The sequence below is a fragment of the Ruegeria sp. HKCCA4008 genome, from assembly GCF_013033125.1.
In the GTDB taxonomy this organism is placed as follows: Bacteria; Pseudomonadota; Alphaproteobacteria; order Rhodobacterales; family Rhodobacteraceae; genus Ruegeria.
Window position 1 is genome coordinate 29,416 of sequence record NZ_WQDM01000002.1, and the last position, 23,797, is coordinate 53,212.

At 59.2% G+C, this 23,797-nt stretch carries 19 protein-coding genes; 5 read left to right on the forward strand and 14 right to left on the reverse strand.

Features of this window, described 5'->3' with window-relative positions; translation table 11 throughout:
• Positions 1-61 precede the first annotated feature (61 nt).
• Complete coding sequence (locus tag GOW60_RS04455) at positions 62-1,645, forward strand: bifunctional UDP-sugar hydrolase/5'-nucleotidase (RefSeq protein ID WP_171228387.1); 1,584 nt, start codon at positions 62-64, stop codon at positions 1,643-1,645.
• A gap of 61 nt (positions 1,646-1,706) precedes the next feature.
• Here GOW60_RS04455 and GOW60_RS04460 read toward each other — a convergent pair whose 3' ends face one another.
• The gene (locus GOW60_RS04460) at positions 1,707-3,320 is read right to left on the reverse strand and encodes a tetratricopeptide repeat-containing sulfotransferase family protein (protein ID WP_171228388.1); all 1,614 of its coding nucleotides are present in this window, start codon (positions 3,318-3,320) and stop codon (positions 1,707-1,709) included.
• A gap of 94 nt (positions 3,321-3,414) precedes the next feature.
• Between GOW60_RS04460 and GOW60_RS04465 the strand changes: the two genes are divergently transcribed.
• Together GOW60_RS04465 and mnmH are read left to right on the forward strand one after the other, a co-directional pair.
• The gene (locus GOW60_RS04465; RefSeq protein WP_171228389.1) at positions 3,415-4,080 is read left to right on the forward strand and encodes an SOS response-associated peptidase; all 666 of its coding nucleotides are present in this window, start codon (positions 3,415-3,417) and stop codon (positions 4,078-4,080) included.
• A 47-nt stretch (positions 4,081-4,127) separates the two neighbouring features.
• Positions 4,128-5,180, forward strand: a complete 1,053-nt coding sequence (mnmH, locus tag GOW60_RS04470; RefSeq protein WP_171228390.1) for a tRNA 2-selenouridine(34) synthase MnmH — start codon at positions 4,128-4,130, stop codon at positions 5,178-5,180.
• On the opposite strand, the gene selD is transcribed toward mnmH, so the two are convergent.
• Genes selD through GOW60_RS04505 form a run of 7 tightly spaced genes read right to left on the reverse strand, consistent with a single transcriptional unit; the run spans position 5,171 to position 13,260 of the window.
• A complete protein-coding gene (gene selD / locus GOW60_RS04475) occupies positions 5,171-7,330 on the reverse strand; it encodes a selenide, water dikinase SelD (RefSeq protein WP_171228391.1) in 2,160 nt (719 codons plus the stop codon). The genes mnmH and selD overlap by 10 nt on opposite strands.
• 5 nt (positions 7,331-7,335) lie before the next feature.
• Complete coding sequence (locus GOW60_RS04480; RefSeq protein ID WP_152457438.1) at positions 7,336-7,722, reverse strand: Na+/H+ antiporter subunit G; 387 nt, start codon at positions 7,720-7,722, stop codon at positions 7,336-7,338.
• A 7-nt stretch (positions 7,723-7,729) separates the two neighbouring features.
• Positions 7,730-7,999 carry a K+/H+ antiporter subunit F gene (locus GOW60_RS04485; protein ID WP_152457439.1) on the reverse strand — a complete coding sequence of 90 codons (270 nt, stop codon included), beginning with the start codon at positions 7,997-7,999 and terminating at the stop codon, positions 7,730-7,732.
• Positions 7,996-8,493 (reverse strand): Na+/H+ antiporter subunit E, encoded by a 498-nt coding sequence (locus tag GOW60_RS04490; protein WP_152457440.1) that lies wholly within the window; start codon positions 8,491-8,493, stop codon positions 7,996-7,998. Before GOW60_RS04490 ends, GOW60_RS04485 begins: the two co-directional genes overlap by 4 nt.
• Complete coding sequence (locus GOW60_RS04495; RefSeq protein WP_171228392.1) at positions 8,493-10,034, reverse strand: monovalent cation/H+ antiporter subunit D; 1,542 nt, start codon at positions 10,032-10,034, stop codon at positions 8,493-8,495. The genes GOW60_RS04490 and GOW60_RS04495 overlap by 1 nt, the downstream gene beginning before the upstream one ends.
• Positions 10,031-10,390 (reverse strand): Na+/H+ antiporter subunit C, encoded by a 360-nt coding sequence (locus tag GOW60_RS04500; protein WP_152457442.1) that lies wholly within the window; start codon positions 10,388-10,390, stop codon positions 10,031-10,033. The genes GOW60_RS04495 and GOW60_RS04500 overlap by 4 nt, the downstream gene beginning before the upstream one ends.
• Positions 10,390-13,260, reverse strand: coding sequence for a monovalent cation/H+ antiporter subunit A (locus GOW60_RS04505; RefSeq protein ID WP_171228393.1), 2,871 nt, complete (start codon positions 13,258-13,260; stop codon positions 10,390-10,392). Before GOW60_RS04505 ends, GOW60_RS04500 begins: the two co-directional genes overlap by 1 nt.
• A 256-nt stretch (positions 13,261-13,516) precedes the next feature.
• Here GOW60_RS04505 and GOW60_RS04510 point away from each other — a divergent pair, with 256 nt between their 5' ends.
• Complete coding sequence (locus tag GOW60_RS04510; protein WP_171228872.1) at positions 13,517-13,957, forward strand: rhodanese-like domain-containing protein; 441 nt, start codon at positions 13,517-13,519, stop codon at positions 13,955-13,957.
• Positions 13,954-14,778, forward strand: coding sequence for a PHB depolymerase family esterase (locus GOW60_RS04515; protein WP_171228394.1), 825 nt, complete (start codon positions 13,954-13,956; stop codon positions 14,776-14,778). Before GOW60_RS04510 ends, GOW60_RS04515 begins: the two co-directional genes overlap by 4 nt.
• Here GOW60_RS04515 and mdoH read toward each other — a convergent pair whose 3' ends face one another.
• The 6 genes from mdoH to GOW60_RS04545 all read right to left on the reverse strand — a co-directional run bounded on the left by mdoH (position 14,779) and on the right by GOW60_RS04545 (position 23,729).
• Positions 14,779-16,650, reverse strand: a complete 1,872-nt coding sequence (gene mdoH, locus GOW60_RS04520) for a glucans biosynthesis glucosyltransferase MdoH (protein WP_171228395.1) — start codon at positions 16,648-16,650, stop codon at positions 14,779-14,781.
• The gene (locus GOW60_RS04525) at positions 16,647-18,146 is read right to left on the reverse strand and encodes a glucan biosynthesis protein (RefSeq protein WP_171228396.1); all 1,500 of its coding nucleotides are present in this window, start codon (positions 18,144-18,146) and stop codon (positions 16,647-16,649) included. The genes mdoH and GOW60_RS04525 overlap by 4 nt, the downstream gene beginning before the upstream one ends.
• Positions 18,143-19,360, reverse strand: a complete 1,218-nt coding sequence (locus GOW60_RS04530; protein WP_152457447.1) for an OpgC family protein — start codon at positions 19,358-19,360, stop codon at positions 18,143-18,145. Before GOW60_RS04530 ends, GOW60_RS04525 begins: the two co-directional genes overlap by 4 nt.
• Before the next feature lie 28 nt (positions 19,361-19,388).
• Positions 19,389-20,759, reverse strand: coding sequence for a tetratricopeptide repeat protein (locus GOW60_RS04535; RefSeq protein ID WP_171228397.1), 1,371 nt, complete (start codon positions 20,757-20,759; stop codon positions 19,389-19,391).
• 179 nt (positions 20,760-20,938) lie between these two features.
• Positions 20,939-22,123, reverse strand: coding sequence for a CaiB/BaiF CoA-transferase family protein (locus tag GOW60_RS04540; protein ID WP_171228398.1), 1,185 nt, complete (start codon positions 22,121-22,123; stop codon positions 20,939-20,941).
• Complete coding sequence (locus tag GOW60_RS04545; RefSeq protein ID WP_171228399.1) at positions 22,110-23,729, reverse strand: thiamine pyrophosphate-binding protein; 1,620 nt, start codon at positions 23,727-23,729, stop codon at positions 22,110-22,112. The genes GOW60_RS04540 and GOW60_RS04545 overlap by 14 nt, the downstream gene beginning before the upstream one ends.
• Between the last annotated feature and the right edge of the window lie 68 nt (positions 23,730-23,797).

Below are 23,797 nucleotides of genomic sequence, written 5' to 3' on the forward strand. Positions count from 1 at the left end.
TCTTTGACTCTTTGGCGTCATCGGCGCACGATCCCTGCAAATTAAAACAGGGAGATTCAATATGTTGACGCGTTTCCTGGCTTCGGCTGCAATTCTTGGCCTGACCGCTGGCGTGGCGGCGGCAGAATACAAGCTGACCATTCTGCATACTAACGACATTCACAGTCGTATCGAGTCGATCAACAAATACGACTCGACCTGTGACGCAGAAGGCGAAGCCGAAGGTAAGTGTTTTGGCGGCGTTGCACGCCTCAAGACCATGGTAGACGCCCGACGCGATGCGCTGGCGGATCAGAATGTGCTGCTGCTGGATGCGGGGGATCCGTTCCAGGGATCGCTGTACTACACAACATATAAGGGCGCGGCAGAGGCCGAGTTCATGGAAGCCATCGGTTACGATGTTATGGCCGTTGGCAACCACGAATTCGACGATGGCCCGGAAGGTCTGGCGACGTTCATCGACGCGGTCAGTTTCCCAGTGATCTCGGGCAATCTGGACCTGTCATCGTCGGCCGAGTTGAAGGACAAGGTAGGTAACCATGTTGTGCTTGACGTTGGCGGTCAGAAGGTCGGCATAATTTCAGCACTGGCAACGGACACGGTTGAAACGTCAAGCCCCGGCAAGGACGTAATTTTCAAGGATGAGATAGAAAGCCTGCAGGCTGATGTAGCTGCCTTGCAGGATGAAGGTGTCAATATCATCATTGCTTTGAACCATGTTGGATTGGCCAAGGACCTAGAGATCGCAGAGCAGGTGCCGGGGCTTGACCTTGTTGTCGGCGGCCATTCGCACACGCTGCTCTCGAACACGCAGGAAGGTGCGGCTGGGTCATATCCGATGATGGTCGGTGATGTCCCGATCGTGCAGGCCTATGCCTATTCCAAATATCTGGGCGAGATCACGCTGACCTTTGATGATGACGGCAACCTGATTTTAGCGGAAGGTGAGCCTATCCTGCTTGATGCGTCTGTCACGCCCGATGCGGATATCGTTGCACGCGTGGCCGAAATGGGCGCACCGATCGAAGAAATGAAGCAACGCGTCGTTGCCAGCTCGGCCGCTGCAATTGAAGGCGATCGGGCGGTTTGCCGCGTACAAGAATGCGCAATGGGTAACCTTGTCGCCGACGCCATGCTGGCGCGGGTTGCCGATCAGGGCGCTCAGATTGCGATTGCGAATTCTGGCGGTCTGCGCGCGTCGATTGACGAAGGCGAAGTGACCATGGGCGAAGTGCTGACCGTGCTGCCGTTCCAGAACACGCTGTCCACTTTTGAGATCACCGGGCAGACCGTCATTGACGCGCTGGAAAACGGTGTAAGCCAGGTGGAAGAGGTCAAGGGCCGGTTCCCGCAAGTGGCGGGCCTGCGCTTTACCTGGGATCCCAGCGTAGCGCCGAACGAAGGGCGCATCATTGATGTGATGGTCGCCGAGGGTGATGGGTTCGTTCCGATTGACCCGAACAAAACCTACCTGGTCGTAACCAACAACTACGTCCGCAATGGTGGCGACGGGTATTCAATGTTCGAGGGCGACGACAAGAACGCCTATGACTTCGGTCCGGATCTTGCGGATGTAACCGCGGAATATCTGGCTGAAAACGCGCCGTACCAGCCTTATGTCGACGGACGCATCCAGCAGAAGTGACTCTGTTATTGAAAAGGACAAAAGCCGCGTCATCGTGATGCGGCTTTTCTGCTTCTGCGGATCAACTGAAATCGTATTCCGGCCAAAGTTCCGGGTCAAAGCCATCCAGCATCGGTTTGATCTGATCCGCGACCTCGCGCCAGCCCCCGATTGACTTGGTCGAGATCTTGTTGCGCACCTGATCTACGCTGGCCGTACGCACCTGTCTGGTGTTCTTTTCGGGATGTACCATGGATTGGCACCAATCAATACCGCAAAACTCGGCAACGCGCTGGCTGTGGGTCAGGGGGTCCGCTACCAGATCTTCATAGGGCATTGTCAGAATGCGGTTTCCGAACAGCTTACCCCAATGAGACATGTAGCGGCGATACAGATTTGCTGTATGCGCGATCGCTTCAAGGTTGGATGTGTCGTTCATGCCGTCTGCCAGGAACCGCTGGATCCATTTTGACAAACCGACATCGCGTGGATCCCGCAGCATGTTGATGATCCGGGCATTCGGGAAGGCTGCAAGAATGAAACCGACATTTTGATAGTTGTGCGGCATCTTGTCGACAAAGGCGATTGATTCCGCCGGAATCCCAGGCATCTGGTCCCGGTAGCTTTGGGCAATCGCCTTCGCGGCTTCTGAATCGAGCGACGTGCCGGACACATAAAACTTGGCGGAAAGGTCGGTCATCAGCATCAGCTCGCCGCAACCGGCGATACCGGGCGCAGAGCTCAGCATCATCTCCATCAAAGTGGTTCCGGATCGCGGCTGACCGATAACAAAAATTGGTACCGGCATACTGTTTTGCTCTGCATTGACCCGAGGCGATCCTTCAGGGAACAGGTCCAGAATATCGGATATTTTATTCTCTTCAGCTTCGGGGTCGTAGGGCAGGATGCTCTGTTGGATTGCGTTTGCCTTTGCAAATTGCGGCAACGCCTTGGCCAAGCCTTCGCTTTTTTCGATCAGATGTGCCTTGGCAAGCTCGAGCTCTTGCAAAGGTTGATCTGTCTGAGCGATGGCCTCGTTCAACGCAGGGATCATCTGCGGCACGTTTTCCGGTGCGGTCAATATTGCGGATTGCAACAGGGCATTCGGGTTGTGGGGATCGGTTTCCAGGATGTTTTGCAGAACTTTGATCGCTTGGGCTCTGTCACCGGCCTGATGCAGATTGATGGCCATTTGCAATGCAATCGTTGTATTCTTTGCTGCCAGCTCGTACGCGCGTTGGATATCCCGCGTGCTTTCCTCGACAAAACCGATGCTTTGGTAGGCGCGGGCACGCTTTGAAAGCAATTCCGCGTTGTCCGGATCTGACGCCAGTTTGTGTGTGGTGAACTGGATGATGGATCGCCAGTTTTCCCCTTGGCGCTGTATTTCGTCGATAACTCTGGTGAGTTCCCGATTGTTTGGAAATCTTTCAATCTTTTTCTCTGCGTAGGTCAATGCCTGCACAATTTGCCCTGTTTGCATCAGAGCGTTTGCCAGGTTCTCGGCGAACTGCGGATCATCGGGTTTCATCCGCGAGGCTTCAATGAAATGCGGAATGGATTTCCTGTATTGCTTCATCTCGGTCAAAACGAAACCGGCGATGGCTTGGTAATCCGAGTCCTTGGGGAATTTCTTGATGCCCAATTGGGCCTTTTTCAGCGCCTGTGGAAGCCTGCCCGCATCCAAAAGGGCCATCGCTTTACTCTTGAGGGATTGCGTTTTGGGGTTTTCCGTGTGATCCCGTGAGATCCTGTGCCAGTATCAAGATTGTTTCGTCGGTTGATTACCTATGTGCGGACGGTTCGCAATAACTCTTCCCAATGACGCGATGGCGCAGCTGTTTTCCGCGCGCCCGGCGAACGCGTTGCCAACCGTGCCGAACTTCAATGTTTGTCCGACAAATCAGGTGCATGTGGTTCGGGGTGGTGACTCAGGTCGGCGTCTGGATGCGCTGCGTTGGGGGTTCCTGCCACATTGGTACAAGACGGAAACCGCCGGGCCTTTGCTGATCAACGCCCGCGCCGAGACTTTGGCGGAAAAGCCTGCCTATCGCGATGCCTGCCGGTCGCGTCGCTGTCTGATTGTCGCAACGGGGTTCTACGAATGGACCAAGACGGACGAGGGAACGCGCTTGCCATGGTACATCCATCGTAGGGACGGCGCCCCCATTGCCTTTGCGGGGATCTGGCAGGATTGGGGGGTGGATGAAAACCGTCAGGGCACCTGTGCCATCGTGACGACGGCGGCCAACGAAAACCTTGGCACCATCCATCATCGGATGCCCCTGATCCTCGAGCCCGAGCACTGGTCATTGTGGCTGGGAGAAGCGGGAAAGGGCGCTGCTCGTTTGATGCAGCCGGGGGCAGAGGATGTGCTGACGTTTCATCGCGTTGATCCGGTCGTGAACTCGAACCGCGCAAGCGGACCTGATCTGGTCAAGCCTTTGCACGAGTGAGGGCGTGCGGCCTTTCCTTTGCAAACGCGGCAAGCTAGACCATCGGCATGGCCCTGACCTTTTCTGATCTGACACAGCTTTATGCGCATGGTTTTGACACGGTCATCGATGTGCGCAGCCCGGCAGAGTTCGCTGAAGATCATCTGCCAGGCGCGATCAACCTGCCGGTTCTGAACAACGAGGAACGCGCCCGTGTCGGAACCATGTATGTACAGGAAAGCCCGTTTCTGGCGCGTAAACTCGGGGCCGCTCTGGTGTTCCGCAATGCGGCCAACCACATCGAGCAACATCTGAGCCACCACGAAGGCAGATGGCGCCCTCTGATCTATTGCTGGCGTGGCGGACAGCGTTCCGGGTCGTTCACTTGGATGCTGCAACAAATCGGCTGGCGAGCGGATGTGATCGACGGCGGCTATCGCACCTACCGCAGGCTGGTGAATGCGTATTTGTACGATGATCCGTTGCCGCATCGGTTGGTGGCGCTGGATGGCTATACCGGAACGGCCAAGACAGAATTGCTGGCACTTTTGCAGGCACGCGGGGTGCAAGTTCTTGACCTCGAAGCACTGGCCAATCACCGAGGGTCTCTGCTGGGGGAAAGACCGGGCGGCCAGCCCAGCCAGAAAGCTTTTGAATCGGCCCTGGCAGGGGCGCTTTGTGCGATGCATACGGCGCGCCCGGTCGTCATCGAAGCGGAATCGTCCAAGATCGGCAGCCTGATATTGCCGCCCAGCCTGTGGAACGCTTTGTGCGCAGCCCCACGGGTGAACATCACGGCTCCGCTCGAGGCGCGCGCCGCCTATCTCGTTCAGGCCTATGACGACATCCTGTCTGACGGCGACCGTTTGCGGGACCGGTTGTCGCCGCTGCGCTTTCATCGCGGGCACGAAGTTGTGGATGGCTGGATGCAGCTGATCGAAGCAGGTCAAAAACAGGTGCTGACCCAGGCCCTGATGGAGCAGCATTACGACCCGGCATACGCAAAGTCGCGGCGGTCCCGTTCCGTTGAGGTGCTGGCCGATATTGAAATCGCCCTTCTGAACGATGCCGGCCTGAGCGAGGCGGCCACCCGGATCGAAACCCTGCTGGATCAGTCCTGAAGGCGCAGTCCCGGTGCATCGGTGAGCTCGCCGATTGCCATGGCCGGATATCCGGCGTTCCTGAGGTCTTCCAGGACGGTATCGGCATCCTTTGCTGCCACCGCGGCCAGCAGGCCGCCTGCTGTCTGCGGGTCGAATATCAGGGCGGCTTTGCCCTCGGCGGGCAGGGCAGGTGCTATTGCCCGGTTGTCTGCAAAAAGGGTTGATCGAACACCCCGGTCCGTCAGCTCCTGCGCGCCTTCCATCAACTCCACGGCATCCAGATCCATCATGGCCCCGCATCCGGAAGCGTCGCAGATGCCTTGCAGATGTCCGGCCAGACCAAACCCGGTCACGTCGGTCATCGCATGGGCCCCGGCCAGTATGCGGGCCGCCTTGCCCTGCGGCTGCGCCATGTGCCGGTAGGCTGCGGCGACCCAGGCACCGTTGGCCTGGCCTGCCATCTCGGCCGCCATAAGAACGCCGCTTCCTATGGGTTTGGTCAGGATCAGACAGTCGCCCGGTTGCCCGCCGGCCAGCGTAATCGGGTCGGCGTCGCACAGGCCGGTCAGTGTGAAACCGATTGTCATCTCGTCACCCATGGAACTGTGCCCGCCCACGATATCGGCACCGGCGTCCCGCATGACGTCTCCTGCGATCGACATGATTTCCGACATGGTACGGCGTTGCAGGGCAGCAGACATGCGCGGAAGGATGATCGTTGCCGTGGCGGCCTGAGGTGCGGCCCCCATGGCCCACACATCCCCCAGGGCATGTACAGCGGCGATGCGCGCCATAAGTGCGGGATCATTGGTAAAAGCCCGTAGGTGATCTGATGTCATGACCTGCCGAACCCCGCCCGTCTGAAGCAGAGCCGCGTCGTCGCCGGGCAGGGGGATGATATCCGGGCGAACGGGATCGGGCTGCGATTTCAGCGCCACCTGCAATGCTCCGCGCCCGACCTTGGCACCGCATCCGCCACACATCGGTTTTTCACCCAGCACCTCGACAAGCCCGGCGGCATGCGCGCGCGGCAGCGCGGGGGGCTTCATCTGCGGCAGGTCCCGGAACTTGTTCATGAAAGTCTGGTCGATGTGGTTCTTCCATTTCCACATCATCGCTCCGCTGTGGGACAACCCCAAACGCTCACCCAGCGCTGATTTGCAGCCCAGCGAAATCAGCTTCAGGTAATCTTTCTGCGGGACGTACTTGCGCATCCGTCCAACCCCCAGCGCCGCGCGCAGATTGTCGAACAGAACCGGTGCTTCGCGCACTGCATAAACACCGGCTTTGGGTCTGGGATTGTCCGTCAGATGGGCGCAATCACCGGCGGCAAAAACCACGGGATCGCTGGATTGCAGGTAGCTGTTTACCCGGATGAAGCCATCCTCAAGGTCCAGCCCGGTCTTTTCGATCCAGCCATACGGGCGGGCTCCGGCCGCACCTGTCACGAAACCGGTCGGGATCTTGCGCCCGTCCTGCAATGCGACGTGATCCGAAGCGATCCGGCTGATCGCGGCGTTTTCGATCACCTCTACACCAAGATCCTGCATCGCACGGCGGATCGTCTCTGCCGCTTTGGGTTTGGTGGCCGTCAAGGCAATGGCATTGTCGATCAGCGTAACCTGCGCTAACCGACCCTTGGCCCTGAGCGCATGAGCCATCGCCATAACCAGTTCAACCCCGGCGATTCCACCGCCGATCACGACGACCGAGGCAGGGCCGCTGCCCGCCAGATAAGCAGCCCATTCTGCCGCGAATGGTCCCAGTGGTTTGGCCGGTACGGCATGTTCCGCAAAGCCGGGCATTGCGGGCATGTCCGAAGTGATCCCAACATTGACCGACGCCACATCGAAACCTACCGGAGGACGCCCGGGAACATGGATTTCCTGACGTTCAGTATCGATTCCATCGACCGGGCCCAGAATGACGCGCGCGCCTGCGAAGCGGGCCAGTCTGACCAGATCGATGTCCAGCTCCCACCGGTCATAATGCCCGGCGACATAGCCTGGCAGCATTCCGGAATACGGGGCCGTAGGGCTGGGGTTTATCACTGTCACACGCGCCCCCGGCAACGGGGCCATCCCCCATTTGCGCAGCAGCAGCGCGTGGGTGTGACCTCCGCCAACAAGAACCAGATCGCGGGTCAGGGGCAGCGGAGGAATATGCATCGGTTTCAATTCGCGCTATGATCCGGAACGTCTTCGACCTGCTCGACGGCGTGGGTGGCCCAAAGCTCATCCTCGCCGGCATCCGGCAGGTCTTCGGGTTTTTCATGCCGATGTATGTGCCATTTTGCAATGAACAGGGCCGTGATCGGAGCGGTCAGGAACAGGAACAGAGTGATCAGCAGCTCGTGCAGGGACAGCTTTCCTTCCAGAAGAACAGAATGCACGATCGAAGCCAGAAGCACGCCGCCCACCCCCAAGGTCGTTGCCTTGGTCGGGGCGTGCAGGCGGGACATCGGGTCTTTCAGCTTGATCATGCCAAAAGACCCGACAAAGCCGAAGATACCCGAGACGATCAGGAAAAAGGCGATCAGCAGTTCCACGATGAATGTCATCCCGCCCTCATTCGATAATGTTGCCGCGCAACATGAAGCGCGCATAGGCCACGGTGGAAACAAAACCGAGCATGGCAATGATCATGGCGGCCTCGAAAAAGATCTCGGTCCCCTGATCCAGCCCATATAGGATCATCAGGGCGATGGTGTTGATCACCATAGTGTCTAAGGCCAGAACCCGGGTGCCGACCCCGTCAGCGGTTATGATACGCCACAGACACATCATGATCGCCGCACCGAAACAGGCAAATGCAAAATAAATCGCGTAGTCGATCATTCGAAAATCTCCTTCAGGCGACGTTCATAGCGCTGTTTGATCTGGTCCCGCACGGCTTCGGGGTCCGGGGCATCAAGACAGTGCACCAGCAGATTATGCCCCTGAGCTGACAAATCACAACTGACGGTGCCCGGAGTCATCGTGATGGTGCCCGCAAGAACCGTGATCGCTTCGGGTGTGCGCAGTTCAAGCGGGACGCAGATCCAGTTGGGCTGGCGGCTATCATTGCGTTTGAACAGGATGATCCGGGCCACCGTCACGTTCGCAACCACGATATCCCAAAGCACCACCAGCATATATTCCACAACCATTGGCCAGTTGCGAAGCTTGGGACGATCCGGCCAGTAGGGTTGTGTGACGAATGGAATGATGATCCCGAGGATCAGGCCAAAAATCAAAGAGTTCAGCGAAGGCTTGTTCGCCAGCAGAATCCAGACAAGCGTCAGCAAAATCGTCAGGTGGGGGTGCGGGAAAATTCGGCGCAGCAGTTTCATCACTCTTCCCTTCCCAAGACGGCAGAGATGTAGTTTTCAGGCGTAAACAACTGCTCTGCGGTTTTGCTCGTGTACTCCAAGGCCGGACCTGCGAACAGGGTCAGCAGGACCAGACCTGCCACGGCCCCGAACACAGCCGTAAAAGCAAGGCCGGGTTGCGGTTCGGGGGCGGCGGCAGACGCGTTTTCGCCTTCGGCGGTTTCATCGGTTGTGACAACCTCAGCGTCGTAGCTTTTCCAGAAAATCAGCGTCCCGGCACGGGCCAGCCCGACGATGGTGACGAATGATCCAATCAGGATAACGGCCCAGACCGAGGTGGCATCGGATGCATCACGCGAAGCGTCCAGAACCAAAAGCTTGCCAACAAAGCCGGACAGCGGCGGCATTCCAGCCATCGCGATGGCGCCGACAAAGAACAAGGCAGCAATCAACCCGCTTTGCGGCATCGGCCGCTTGGGGGCTATGGCCCCTCCCTGCCGTTCCATGATCAGGTCAGCGATGAGGAACAGCAACGCGGTCGCAAGTGTCGAATGGAACACGTAGTAAAGAGCGGCTGCCGTCGCGCCGGGCGTGAATTGCGAAATCGCGATCAGCAAAGTCCCCATGGACGCAATTGCGCAAAAGGCAACCATGCGGGCAATATGCTGCGATCCCAGAATGCCGACGGCACCGACGGCAAGCGTCAGCAGCGCCGCGGGTTGCAGCCAATCGCCAACCAGACCCTGCGTGACTTCGACGTCGGGGCCGAAGGCCAGAGTGTACATTCGCAGGATCGAATAGGCCCCTACCTTGGTCATGATTGCAAACAGGGCCGCAACCGGCAGCGGGGCGTTGGCATAGCTGGCGGGCAGCCAGAAGTGCAGGGGCAGAACGGCAGCCTTGATGCAGAAGACCAGCAGCAACAACACCGCACCAACCCGCAGCAATGCGGTATCTTCGGCTGGGATCTCTGCAACGCGCACGGCGATGTCCGCCATGTTCAGCGTACCGGTCACGCCATAGATCGTGCCAAGGGCGAACAGAAACAGGGTCGACCCCAACAGGTTATACGCCACATATTGCACACCCGCTTTCAACCGTACCGCGCCACCGCCATGAGTCATAAGGCCGTAAGACGCGATCAGCAGCACCTCGAAGAACACGAAAAGGTTGAAGGCGTCGCCGGTCAGGAAGGCGCCACAGACGCCCATGAGCTGGAAATGAAACAGCGCGTGGAAATGCTTGCCCCGGTCATCCCAGCCCGAGGCGATGGCATAAAGCACGATCGGCAGGGCCAGCAGGGCGGTCAGCAGAACCATCATTGCGGACATGCGATCCAGCACCATGACGATGCCAAAGGGGGCGGGCCAGTCGCCAAGCTCGTACACCTGAATGACCCCGCCCGAGGCCTGAGCCGTGATTGTCAGCGCAATCCCAAGCAAAGCCACGACGCCCGCGACCGAGAAGATGCGTTGCAGGTCCAGATGGTATCGCAGGACCATGATGATGAATGGGGCCAGAATCGCGGGCAGGACGATCGGCGCAACGATCCAGTGGTTCATGCGTCATCTCCCGGCGCGTCAACACTGTCCTGGGCGGTCATGTCGATATGGTCATTCTTGGCGGACAGGTATGCGCTGAGCGAGATCATCACGATCACGGCGGTCATCCCGAACGAGATCACGATGGCCGTCAGGACCAGCGCCTGTGGCAGTGGGTCGGTATAGGGGACGTCCTCGTACTTGTTCAGAACCGCTGGTGCGTTCAGCGCCAGTCGTCCGGTCGCGAACAGGAAGACGTTCACCGCGTATGTGATCAGAGACAGGCCCAGAATGACCGGAAACGTCCGACGGCGCAGGATCAGGAAGATCCCGGCAGCGGTCATGATACCGACGGCAGAGGCTACGAGCGCTTCCATCAGGCCTGCTCCTTCTCTTGTTCTTCTTCCGGAGGGTTGTCTCGCAGCGGGTTGATATCCATCGGGAATTCCTGTGCCATCCCCGGTTGCCACGCAAAGCGGGACAGGCTGTCCAATGCCAGCATGACCGCACCCAGAACCGCCAGGAATACGCCTGTATCAAACAGCATGGCGGTGGCCCATTCGAATTCCTCCAGCGGAGGCCAGTTGATGTAGCCGAAATCGCTGGTCAGGAAGGGGCGTTCATTGAACCAAGCACCCAACCCGGTTGCCGCGGCGATCAGAACGCCCCAGCCGATGGTGCCGTGGTAATAGAACCTTTGCCGCTCGATGGCCCAGGTATAGCCGCTGGCCATGTATTGCATCAGATAGGCGATGGCGACGATCAGGCCGGCGATAAAGCCGCCACCGGGCTGGTTGTGCCCGCGGAAAAAGATGTAAGCCCCGACCATCAGTGCGATCGGCATCATGACACGGGTGACCACAACCATCATCAGCGGATGCGAATCCCCGGATTGCGGCCAATGCGGTTTGCGGTTCAGCAGATAGCTGCGGACATTTGTACCGAGAACGGATTCCGTCAGCGCAAAGATGATCAGCGCGGCGATGCCCAGAACGATGATCTCGCCAAAGGTATCAAAACCCCGGAAGTCGACAAGGATCACGTTGACCACATTGGTGCCGCCGCCGCCTTTGTAGGAATTGGCCAGATGGAACTCTGAAATCGTCGGGAACACGAAATCGCGCATCATCATCGCGTAGATCAACGCACCGGTGCCAAGGCCCGCGACCACGGAAATCGCCGCGTCCCGCCAGCGCCGTGCCGCCGAACTGTCCCAGGGCGTTTCGGTCGGCAGGAAGTTCAGCGACAGCAACAAAAGGATCATTGTCACCACTTCGACCGAGATCTGCGTCAAGGCAAGATCGGGGGCCGAGAGATAGTTGAAGGCAACCGAAACGATCAGGCCGACGACACCGATCAAAACCAGTGACAAAAGACGATTCCGGTGGAACCACATAATGCCCAGCGTCGCACCCACAAGACAGATCCAGCCAAGTATAGGAATGATCTGAGCCGGCAGCGGAACGCGGGTTTCAATGCCGATGGTTCCGGTCGAATACGCGTAATAACCCAGGCCAACGGTAAAGGCGACGAAGATGATCGCATAGCGGCTAAGGACCCCGTTGTGCATCTCATCCGTGATCCATCGGCTCAATCTGGTCAGCGCTTCTATGATTGCTTCAAAGATCTGCTTGGCTTCGGGGCGGGGCAGAGCGTTCCATATCTGCTCACCTCGTCTGTGCAACGCCAGCAGGAATAGACCACCCAGCGTGGCCACGACCGACATGTAAAGGGCCGGTGTGAAGCCATGCCAGAGTTTCAGCGAGTAATACGGAAGCTTCTCGCCGCCAATCACCGCGCTGGACACCACTGCGACCAATGGGCCGACAATGGCCGCGGAATAGAGGCCGATCAGGATGACAAGTACGACCAGGAACGCGGGCGCAATCCACAACCCAACGGGCGGATCATGCGGATGTGCCGGATAATCTTCCCGCTGAGGTCCAAGAAAGACGTGGCTGACGAAGCGGAAGGAATAAGCGGCCGAGAACAACGCAGCCAAAAGCGCCAGCCCCGGCACCAGGTAATGAGAGTGCAGCCATGTGGTGTGCACGGTTTCTTCAAGCATCATCTCTTTGGACAGGAAACCGTTCAGAGGCGGCAGCCCGGCCATCGAGAGGGCGGCAATCGTGCCGATTGTGAAGGTGATCGGCATCAGGTGGCGCAAGCCACCCAGCCTTTTGATATCGCGCGTGCCGGTTTCGTGATCCACGATCCCAGCGGTCATGAACAAGGCGGCTTTGAACGTCGCATGGTTGATGATGTGGAACACGGCAGCGACAGCTGCAATTTTTGTGCCAAAGCCCAGCAGCATGGTGATGAGGCCAAGATGCGAAACGGTCGAAAACGCCAACAGCGCCTTAAGGTCGTCCTTGAACAACGCGATAGACGCGCCAATCAGCATTGTGATCAGCCCCGTCGTGGCGACGATGTAGAACCACGCATCCGTGCCGGCCAGAACCGGCCACATCCGTGCCATCAGGAACAGGCCCGCTTTCACCATTGTGGCAGAGTGCAGATAGGCCGAAACCGGTGTTGGCGCGGCCATGGCGTGCGGTAGCCAGAAATGAAACGGGAACTGCGCCGACTTGGTGAAACAGCCCAGCAGGATCAGGATCAGCGCCGGCATGTAGTAGGGTGAGGCCTGGATCAGTTCTTTGTTCTGCAAAATGACGCTGAGGTCGTAAGACCCCACGATATTGCCGAGGATCAGCATCCCGGCAATCATCGCCAAGCCGCCAGAGCCAGTGACAGCCAAAGCCATGCGCGCGCCCTGACGACCTTCGGGAAGGTGCTTCCAATAGCCGATCAGCAGGAATGAGCTGAGCGATGTAAGCTCCCAGAATATAAGCAGAAGCAGGATGTTGTCGGACAGGACGATCCCGACCATCGCGCCCTGAAACAGCAAAAGATAGGTAAAGAACTGCCCCATCGGATCTTCGCGCGACAGATAGAACCTTGCATAAAGGATGATCAGCAGCCCTATGCCCAGGATCAGCAACGCGAACAAAAATCCCAGGCCGTCCAGCATGAAATTCGCGTTCAGCCCCAGCCCCGGTATCCAGTCGAACCGGGCGGTCACGACGTCTCCGCGCATCACCGCAGGGATATGGATCAACAGGCCCATCAGGGCCAGGAATGTGGTCAACCCGGCGGCGGAGGCGGCTGCGTTCCGGCCTGCCCGGATCAGCAGGGCAGGAAAAACAGCGCCGAGAAAGGGAAGGGCCGCGATGAGGAATAGGGACAAGTGCGATACTCCGGTCTGGGCGGTCAGTGTGAAGCCAATTTTGTAAGGATATTTTCCCGACTGTCCAGATATTGTAACTTTTTTACAGAGTCCTATAGGCCGCATCAAAAACTCTGCAAGGATTCGATAAAATGACGTGATCTTGATGCGGGTCGGGTTTTTCGACGCCCCGGTTTCAGACCATCTGTGATAGAACACATGTCAGCGAACAGGAGGCTGAATCTTGGCCGAGAAAGTGAACCGAGCCCGAAGATGGATGTTGATCGGCGCATGCGCGGCGATTGCAGGCGGGTTTGCGATCAGGGAATACCGTTTGATCCCCGAAGACCACGGCGGCGGCCGGATAACGGTTGCCGAGGCCCATGAGCAGGCTTCGAAGGGAAACGTTCTGTTGATCGATATCCGCACGCCGCGTGAATGGCGCGCATTGGGCATAGGCGAAGGTGCCGTGCCGCTGGACATGCGGCGCGAGGATTTTGTCAAAGCACTGACAGAATTGGCTGGCGGCGATCCGGCGACCCCGGTGGCCTTGATTTGCGCGCGCGGCGTGCGCTCGGCGCGCCTGAGCAACCGCCTGATCGAAGCTGGATTCACCAATGTGATCGACGTGCCCGAGGGTATGTTGGGTTCGGCCGCAGGGCCGGGATGGGTTCGGGCCGGATTGCCGGTGCGCAAATATGATAAGGATGCAGGATGATCCGGGAATTCAGCCTTGTTTTGGCCTTGGCAGTGACCGGGCAGATCGCTTTCGCGGGGTGTGCCGGACAAGAGGATACCTGTGAGACACCCATGGGGGCCTATCACATCGAACTGCCCGATGTGGACAATGCGCCCATGGTGGTGTTCCTGCATGGGTATGGCGGCAGCGGGTCGGGCACGATGCGCAACCGCGGGATGGTCGAACCGCTGTTGAGCCGCGGTTATGCAGTGATGGCCCCTGAGGGGTTGGAACGGCCCGACCGGGGCAGCACCAAAAGCTGGAATTTCTATCCCGGTTTTGGTGAGCGGGACGAAACCGCCTTTCTGGCCGAAGCGGTGCAAGATGCGGCACGGCGGTTTGGCATCGACGCTGACCGTGTCCTGCTGGGCGGGTTTTCCGCCGGCTCCTTCATGGTCAACTATCTGGCCTGCGAGAGCCCCGATACGTTTTCGGCCTATGTCCCGGTGTCCGGTGGTTTCTGGCGCCCGCACCCCGAAACCTGCAACGGTCCGATCCGCATGTTCCACACGCATGGCTGGACCGACAATGTGGTGCCGCTGGAAGGGCGCTTGCTGGGCGGAGGACGCTTTCAGCAGGGTGATATCCATGCGGGTCTCGAAATCTGGCGAGATGCGAACGGTTGCGTCGATCACAAACCGACCGGGTTCAGCACGACGGGGGATTTCATGCGCCGCCGCTGGACCACATGTGCCAAAGGCAGCGCGCTGGAATTTGCTCTGTTTCCCGGAGGGCACACCGTTCCCGCGGGCTGGGCCGATATGATAGTCGATTGGTACGAAGGGCTTCCCGGCAGTTGATCACTCGGCCGGGGTCATGTTGCCTTTGCCTTCGACCAGTCGCTTCAGTTCATCGCGATAGCGGCGCGCTGACCGGGTAATGGCGGGTTCGCTGAAGTCTTCCCGCATTCCGACCATCTTGCGCGCGGCACCTGCCGAGACACCGCTGAGCGCTGACAACGGGATAGCCAGCGCCAGACTGATTGCGATCGGGGCCAGCCAGATCGACACCAGACCGGACAGGATACCGACACTCAGCGCGACTCCAATGACGGTTTCAAGCGCATGGCACAGGATCAGCGTTCGCAGACCATAGGTGCCACCGTCGCGGGCCTGAGGCGACCAGCCGCGCTGAATGCCGAAAGCCGTACGGAACACAGCGATCATCTGTTGCACCATCAGGATCGGAGCGTAAAGGATCGACAACAGAACCTCGGCCAGGAAAGAGGCAAGGAATTTGCGCCCGCCACCGAAATCCGCGTAGCGTACACCGCTCAGCGGCAGGGCCAGAACGCCCAGAACCTTGGGGGCCAGCAGCATCGCGTACATGACCAGAATGATCAGCACGTGACGGGTTTCCGACATCTCGGGCCATTGCGGGAACAAAGGATTGTCGGGGCTGAAATAATGCAGGACAGAGGCATCCTGACCCTGACCGATCAGCGCCCACATCAACAGTAGCGCAAACCACAACGGGGACATCAGATAGCCGACCGCGCCGTGGAACATGTGAAACCGCGACACGGCACGGAATCCGGAAGAACCCAGCAGTTTCAGGTGTTGCAGATTGCCCTGACACCAGCGGCGGTCCCGCATGGCGTGATCGATGAGGGTCGGCGGTGTTTCTTCATATGACCCGCGAATACGCGGCAGAAATCGCACGGCCCATCCGGCGCGGCGCAGCAGGCCGGCCTCGACGAAATCGTGGCTCATGATCAGCTTGTCCTGACCGCTGAACGAACGCAGCTTGGGCAGGCCGGCGCTGGTGGCAAAAGCCTTGGTGCGGATAATCGCGTTGTGGCCCCAATAGTTGCCCTCTTGCCCGCACCAACGGGCCAGACCTTCGGCAAAGGCGATGCCATAGACGCCATTTGCAAATTGCTGCATCCGGGCAAAGACCGACTGTGCGCCGATCAGCTGCGGATAGCTTTGAATCAAGCCCGCACCCGGATCGCATGCCAGTGCATCAGTCAAGCGATGGATCGCGCGCCCGGTCATCAGGCTGTCGGCATCCAGCACCAGCATGGCATCCCAATCCGCGCCCCAACGGCTAACCCAGTCGGCGATATTGCCCACCTTGCGGTCGGTATTCTGTTCGCGGCGGCGATAATACAGCTCGAGCCCGGGTGCCAGCGTGGTGCGCAGTGCTTCGACGCTGGCCTGTTCCTGCGCCGCAATCTCGGGATCGCGCGTGTCCGACAGGATGAACATGGCATAGTGGTGTTTGCCGCCCCGCGCCTGAAGATCCTCCAGCATGGTGCGGGCATTGCCCAACACGTTCCAGGGGACTTCATTGTACACCGGGGTCAGCAGGGCCACCCGCAGGGGTTGCGCCGCGGTCCGGCGCTCGGGGCGTTCCTGTTTCGCCAGCGACACCATGCCCAGCAAAACGGTGCAGACGGTGAAGGAAATCCAGAAGAAGTTGAACGAAATCAATGCCAAAAGGATGGCTTCGACCACGTTGATGCCTTCCGCGCCGAACCAGTCGCACATGACCCACAGCAACGCCAGAGTGGCGGCCATAGCAGGCGAAAAAACCAGCGCGCGCCAGAATCCGGCAGATGATTTGTGCTGACCGGAAGGCGCATCGGCATCCCGGAACCGTGCGCCAAAATTCTGCGCCGGCATCGCCAGAGGGGCCTCGGGCGGCATGATATGCAGATCGCGGCTCATGCGGTCCAACGGTACAGCCAGACTTCCGAGGCGGGCTGTTTGTCTTTCAACAATTGCGCGCGCAACTCGACATGGTTGCGTTCGCCGGGCTGGAACGAAAACGCCAGGCGTGGACCACCGGTATCCGGGTTGCGCTGCAAGACGCCTTCCGAAGTTTCCGCATGTGGCGAATCCACAAAGACCGTGATTGCGCCCAGGTCCTCGAACAGCTCGCTGTCTTCAAAATCGATCACGGCCAGCCGGCCTTCGCCAAAGGTGTTCTCGCCCATCGCGGTGTTGATCACGCGCGGCATCGGTGTGCGCTGGGGTTCTTCCCCCCAGATCAGGCGATAGGACAGATCAACCTGACTGCCTGCCGCATAGGGTTCAGCCGGACGCCAATAGGCGACGATGTTGTCATAGATTTCCTGATCTGCCGGGATCTCGACCAGCGTGACCGAGCCTTTGCCCCAGTCTTCCCGGGGCTCGACCCACAGGCCCGGGCGCTTGTGGTAATTGGCCTCGAGATCGGCATAGTCCGAAAACTCTCGTTTGCGCTGCATCAGACCAAACCCGCGTGGGTTTGTATCGACGAAGGATGAAACCTGCAATCGGGTCGGATTGGCCAACGGGCGCCACAGGACCTCGCCCGCGCCATTGCGGATCATCAACCCGTCGCTGTCGTGCACAGCAGGGCGGAAATCGTCGAACCGGCTGTGGTTGGTCTGGTCGAACAGGAACATCGAAGTTCCCGGAGCGATACCCACATGGGGCAGGTCTTCGCGCGGGAACAGCGTTGCCTCGATATCCATGATGCAATCCGCGCCCGCCGTGACGTTGAAACGATAGGCGCCGGTCACGCTGGGGCTGTCCAACAATGCGTGCACGACCATGTTGCGTTGGCCCGGTTCGGGACGTTCCAGCCAGAAACGGATGAATTCGGGAAATTCCTCGCCATCCGGGTCGCCGGTTTTCAACGCCAGACCCCGCGCGGACAGTCCGTAAACCTCGTGCAGGCCAATGGCGCGGAAATAGCTGGCCCCCTGCCAGACGCAGAATTCATCTGTCTTGCCGGGGCGGTGCATTTCAGTGCGCAGGCGCAGGCCCGAGAAGCCCAGCGTGTCATCGATCGGCAGTTGCGGCACGTCTTCGGACTTGTCGAACATATCCAGATCGAAGGCGACCGGCTTGGTCATGCCGTTCTCGACCGTTTCCACCTTGACGGTGCGTGGGAAATACAGGCCGGGGGTGAAGAAATCCACGTTGAAGGGCGTCTCGGTTTCATACCACAGCGCCCGGTCAAGCCGGAACCGGATGGAACGGTATTGCTGATAGGTCAGGTCCTGCCATTCCTGCGGTACCATCTCGCGTTCCACATAGGGGCGGCTGGCCAGATCGCGGGCCATCTCGATCACATAGTCGCGGTCAAAAGGCGTCTCACCGCCCGTCGCATAGGCGGATGGGGCGAAGGCCAAAGCAGTCGTCGAGACGAGGAATGCGCGACGGGTAAATTTCATTTCTTCGACTTCCAGGGTTGTGACTTGAACCAAGCTGCCAGATAGGCAACGCCGATGATCATCGCAAACCCAATCATGTTGGCGATGAAGACAGTGGCGACATCCCGCCCAGCCTGATCCAGCGCGACGCCGATCAGCCGGGCCGCGGCCATCGAAAACACAAAAACGGCAAGGGATTGCTGGCCGACCTTGGTGATAACGGCCAGCAGGAATTGCCAGATACGTGCGCCCACACCATGACCCGTCGCGATCAGGCGGTGGCCGTGTTCGCCCGCTGCAACCCATCCCAGATAGGCCAGCGACAGAAAGTGGACATATCGAAGAAGGCCGAACTCGGTTTTGCCACGCAGCTCTTCGGTCAGGGGCCAGCCCTTGCGGATCACTGCGCCAAGCTCGGGTGCAGCCGTGTTGATCCAGGTGAAGACTTTCCATGACCCGAACGGGGCTGACAAAACGACAAAGGCAATCGCCACCCAGATCAAGGATTTCGACACGGGCGGGGCCGGAATCCAACCGCGCATGAAGGCGAAGCCGGTGAAAAACAGCAATTGCCATCCGAAGGGGTTGAAGAACCACTGGCGCTCGGACCAGGGTTCGGCGGGAAGGGCAAGCGCGCCGGTTTGGGCGATGAACCAGATGGCCACGCAAACTGCCGCCATCAGCCAGAAACTGACGCGGTAGAGCGCCATATAAAGCGGCATCAGCGCCAGTACGACCAGATACATCGGCAGGATATCGAAGTAGTTCGGCACATAGGTCAGTGTGAAAATCCCGACCAATTGCGGGGCCGGGTCATTGAAGAAATGCTGAAGGTTCAACGACGAGACATAGGTCTTCTCGAACGCGCCGGTCTGATCCAACGCGGCCATTGTCATTGCAACAAAGAAGAACAGGGCAATATGCGCCCAATAGACCTGCCAGATGCGGTAGGCCACTCGGGCGGTGCCCATCCACCATCCCTTGCGCAGAAATGCCCCACCAAACGCAATGGCCGAGGCCATGCCCGAGCAGAACACAAAAATCTCGGTTGCGTCCGAGTACCCAAAGCGGGCAGGAATCCACTTTGCCCAGGGATCGTTGGGAATATGGGCGATCAGAATGATGAACATCGCGATGCCGCGATAGAAATCCAGACGCGGGTCACGCGCACTGGCAGGGGCTGCGGCCGGGGCCGCAGCGGGTACAAAATCAGAAGCGGGCGATATGGTCGCCATACGTTTTCTGTCCTTCTTGGTCTTCTTGTTATTCGGCAGGGACGCTTTGGACGTCACCGCTGTCGCGGGCCGCGTCGATCAGGGCGCGACGCGCGATGGCATAATTGTCTTCGCCCCCGGCGCGCTTGGCGCGACGGTCATCCAGAATGCGTTCCACCGCGTCCAGGCGACCCGCGCGCAGGCCGGAATCAATGGTAATGCGTTCAAATACATCACGTTGCGCGTGGCTGCCACCGGCCAGTTGCATGGAATCGCGCGCCGCGAGCAGATGATCAAACGCCGTTCCATAGTGGCCGTCACCAAAGGCCTCTAGGCCCATGGCCGCAGCGATACCGGGGTCTGCCATGCGGCGGGTGGTGTCGTCGTCGGCGCGGGCCGCATCCTTGTTCATGCGGTTCAGCATCTTGGCCGTGGCATCGGCGCGATTGTCACCGGTCAGTGCCAGCAGATAGTGCAGATCGGCAAAGATCAGGCAGCCGTCTTCCGTTCGTGCGGCGCTTAGATCAGCCAGCTCTTCCCAGCGATTTCCGACATTCACGCCCTCAAGTTCAAGCCGCATCAGCAGCGAAGTACCGTTCGAGATGTCACGATAATCGTCGGTTTTGTCCTTGCGGATATGGTTGTCATACAGTTCCATCACCTGATCGACCTGACCCAGATCCAGATGCATCAGTGCCTTGTGCCACCACACGTGGTACCGGAAGTTGTTGCAGTGGGCCCAGGCCGCCTCGCGCCCGGCCAGCCAGTCTAGGCCCAGCTGCGCATTGCCCGTCATCTCATGGACATGGGCCACCGCGTGCAGGCCCCAGGCATCATCGGACACCATCCACAGCGCCTGACGGCCCGCGATTTCGGCTTTTTCATAAGCGCCTGTTTCTTCCAGCGCGAAGGAATGACAGCCCAGCAGATAGCCGCGCCCGGGGTGGTCCGGCTCATAAGCGGGCATCACCCGCTCGATCGAGCGGCGCATTCCGTTTGCATCACCCAGAACGAAGCGGGTCGCATGGCTTAGTTTCATCGCCAGAGTGTCCTGCGGATGGTCACGCAGAATCGCTTCGAATTTCTGAACCGCCTGTGCCTGTTGTCCGGCCAGATACAGGGCCAGCGCATCCACGTAGAGACGTTCGCGTTCAGTTGCAGGTTGACGTTCCATCGCCGCGTTGGCAGCAGCCAGCGCTTCGACAGCAACCGCCATCATCTCGCGCCGCCCAAGCAGCGCCATGAACAGACCTTTGACCGCTTGACCCAGCGCGAAGTCGGGCTCGAGTTCCAGCACTTTGCCCAGGTGCTGCGGCGTGACAGCGGCATGAGCCATGAACCCAAGCAGAACACCATTCCACGCTTCGACTGCCGCCGGCTGGGTCAGGGTGTTCATCTGTCCGAAAACGTCTTGTTTCATACTTGGGTCCAATCTGATTGCGATATTTGACACTGTTCGATGTACCAGAGTGTGCGAGAGGGGCGTAACAGTATCGACGCTGCTCTCGAATTGGTGAAATGACGTGTGCGAAAAAGATGAAAAAAACCGCCGATTCAAGGGCATGTTTCAGCGACTTGCCGCCTAAATGTGCAAGTATTTCAATCCTCGAACGGGTTTTCGGCGCTCAGAACAGCCTCAGTATCGGCCCCACAGACCGGTGGGGCGTTACGATATGTTACAGGTGTCCGAGACAGGTTCAGAGGATTCCCGATCAGGTTGACCTGACCCGGCTGGGCCTGCATGGCAATCTGCATCTGTCTTGCGGCCACCTGTTCCGTGTTGAACACCTGATCCAGCGTCTGCACCGGGCCGACGGGCACTTTGACAGCCTCCAGACCGGAAATGACGGTCTGGGTGTCCAGCGCCTTCACAGCGGGGCGAAGAATCGAATTCAGCGCGTCACGATGCTCCAATCGGGCCGGGTTGGTCGCGAATCTCGGATCGTCTGCCAGTTCAGGAGCATTGATGAAGTTGCACAGTTTTCTGAACTGGCCGTCATTTCCAACCGCAAGAATCACGTGCCCATCGGCGGTTTCGTAGACGTCATAAGGGACGATGTTGGGGTGCCCGTTTCCGCGTCGTTGCGGAACATTGCCTGACGTCAGATAGTTGACGCCTTCATTGATCAGCCAGGCGATCTGAGAATCCACCAGCGCCAGATCGATCTGCTGGCCCTCGCCGGTCAAGTCGCGGTGGCGCAGCGCGGCCAGGATACCCACGGTTGCATACATCCCGCACATCACGTCGGCGATGCCAACACCCACCTTCATGGGCGCGCCCTCGGGGTCGCCGGTCAGCGACATGATCCCGCCATAGCCCTGCGCCATCAGGTCATAGCCGGGCTTGCTGGAATTCGGCCCGGTTTGACCATAGCCCGAGATTGAACAGTATACGAGGCTTGGAAACTCTTGCGACAGGGTGGCATAGTCCAGCCCGTATTTGGCCAGCCCGCCCGGTTTGAAGTTCTCGATCAGGATGTCCGCATGTGACGCCAAGCGTTTGATTTCCGCCTGACCCTCGGCCGAGGAGATATCCAGCGCGACGGATTTCTTGTTGCGGTTGGCAGACATGAAATAGGCGCTCAGATCCGAGCGGTTGCCCTCGGCATCGCTAACGTAGGGCGGGCCCCATTGCCGCGTGTCATCGCCCCCGGTTGCCGGGTTTTCGATCTTGATGACGCTTGCGCCCAGATCACCCAGAAGCTGCGTGCATGTCGGGCCTGCCAGGATCCGGCTAAGGTCCAGAACCTTGACACCCCTCAACGGGCCTTCAGATGCGGCCATCATAGCCTCCACGCTCAACTTCAGCAGCAATCACCGTAAATGTCTTAGCCTTTACAGCAGCTTCCAGCGCGGCGCGCAACTCTGGCCTGTTGCGAACCGTATGGCCATTGCCGCCAAAGGCCCGGCCCATGGCGGCAAAATCATGATGGCCGAAATCCACGCCTGTGTTGCGCATCTGTCGCTGGCGTTGTTTCAGCTCGATCAGGGCAAGGCTGGCATCCACGAAGACCAGAAAAATCGGGTTGCCGCCCATTTCAGCCGCTGTCGACAACTCGCCCGCAACCATCAGGAACCCCGCATCCCCCGAGAAGCTGATCACCGGGCGGTCGGGTTCGGCCAGTTTCAGGCCAATGGCCATGGGTAGGGCGCACCCCATCGTGCACAACGCCGAGGACTGGATCAGCCCGCGTTCTTCGCTGCACGCCCACATCTGGCTCAGCAGAATGCGGTGTGCGCCGCTGTCGGCCGTGGCCAGTGTTTCAGGCGGCAGGACGGCGCGGGTTTCGGCAATGACGGCAGCGGGCCCCCAGTTGTCATCGGTGGGGAAGGCCTTTGCCAGCGCGGCCTTGACCTGCTCGGGTTCGTTGCCCGGCCATGTTTCACGCGCCGGGTTGCCCTTGGCGATTGCCTCCAATGTCTCGCCCGTGTGGGCAACAAGGTTCAATCCAGCCTGATGCATGTAGTGGTCGTTGACCACGGCAGAGATATCGATGACGCGCTTTTCTTCCGGATCCCAGATCTCACGCCAGCCGGGGCGCATTTCGATCGGGTCATATCCCAGGCACAATACCAGATCCGATTGTTCGATCAGAGGCACAAGATGCTTGTCAGCCAGCGGCGACAGCCCCGCGCCACCCAGACACAGCGCGTGATCCTCGGGCACGACGCCTTTGGCCTTATAGGTCGTCACGAAAGGAATGCCAAAATGCTCAAGGAACGCCTGCACGACACTGCGCGAGTCGTCATAGAGGACATCCAGGCCGATGATGGCAATGGGGCGTTCGGCCTCGGCCACCCAGCGGCGGGCCTTCTCAAGGCATTCACCACCGGGGCTGACCGGCGCGACCTTGGCCAGCCGGCGGCGTTTCACGCCGTTAACAGGCGTGTCGGCAACCGAGATCGGGACGTCGATATGAACCGGACCGGGTCGTGGCTGCATGGCCAGCGACACCGCCTTGTCGGCAATGATATCCGCGCCTTTGGCTGTCAGCGTATAAGTGCCTTTGGTGATCGAGCGATAAACCCGGCTGTGATCCATGACCTGATGGGTATAGGTCAACGCTTCGTCTGCATCGACGCATCCGGTCAGAACGACCATCGGCACACGATCCTGCAAAGCGTTCGCCACCACATTGATCCCGTTCATTGCGCCCGGACCCAGAGTGGCGACCAGAATCGCAGGTGCACCGTCGCGATGATGAACGGCCTCGGCCATGAACCCGGCAGAGTTTTCGTGCTTGGTCAGATGAAAGGTGATCCCAGCCTTTTCCAGCGCATCGACCAGCGTTAGGACCTCGCCTCCCGGCATCCCGAATGCGTGTCGGCACCCCGCTTCATAGAGGCGTTGGGCCAGAATATCCGCAGCGCGGGGCGAGGGGTCTTGCATCAGTCATGCTCCGATAAAACCGTTTCAAGCAGATTGCGGAGGACGTTCCCGGACGCAAGGCGGTTCAC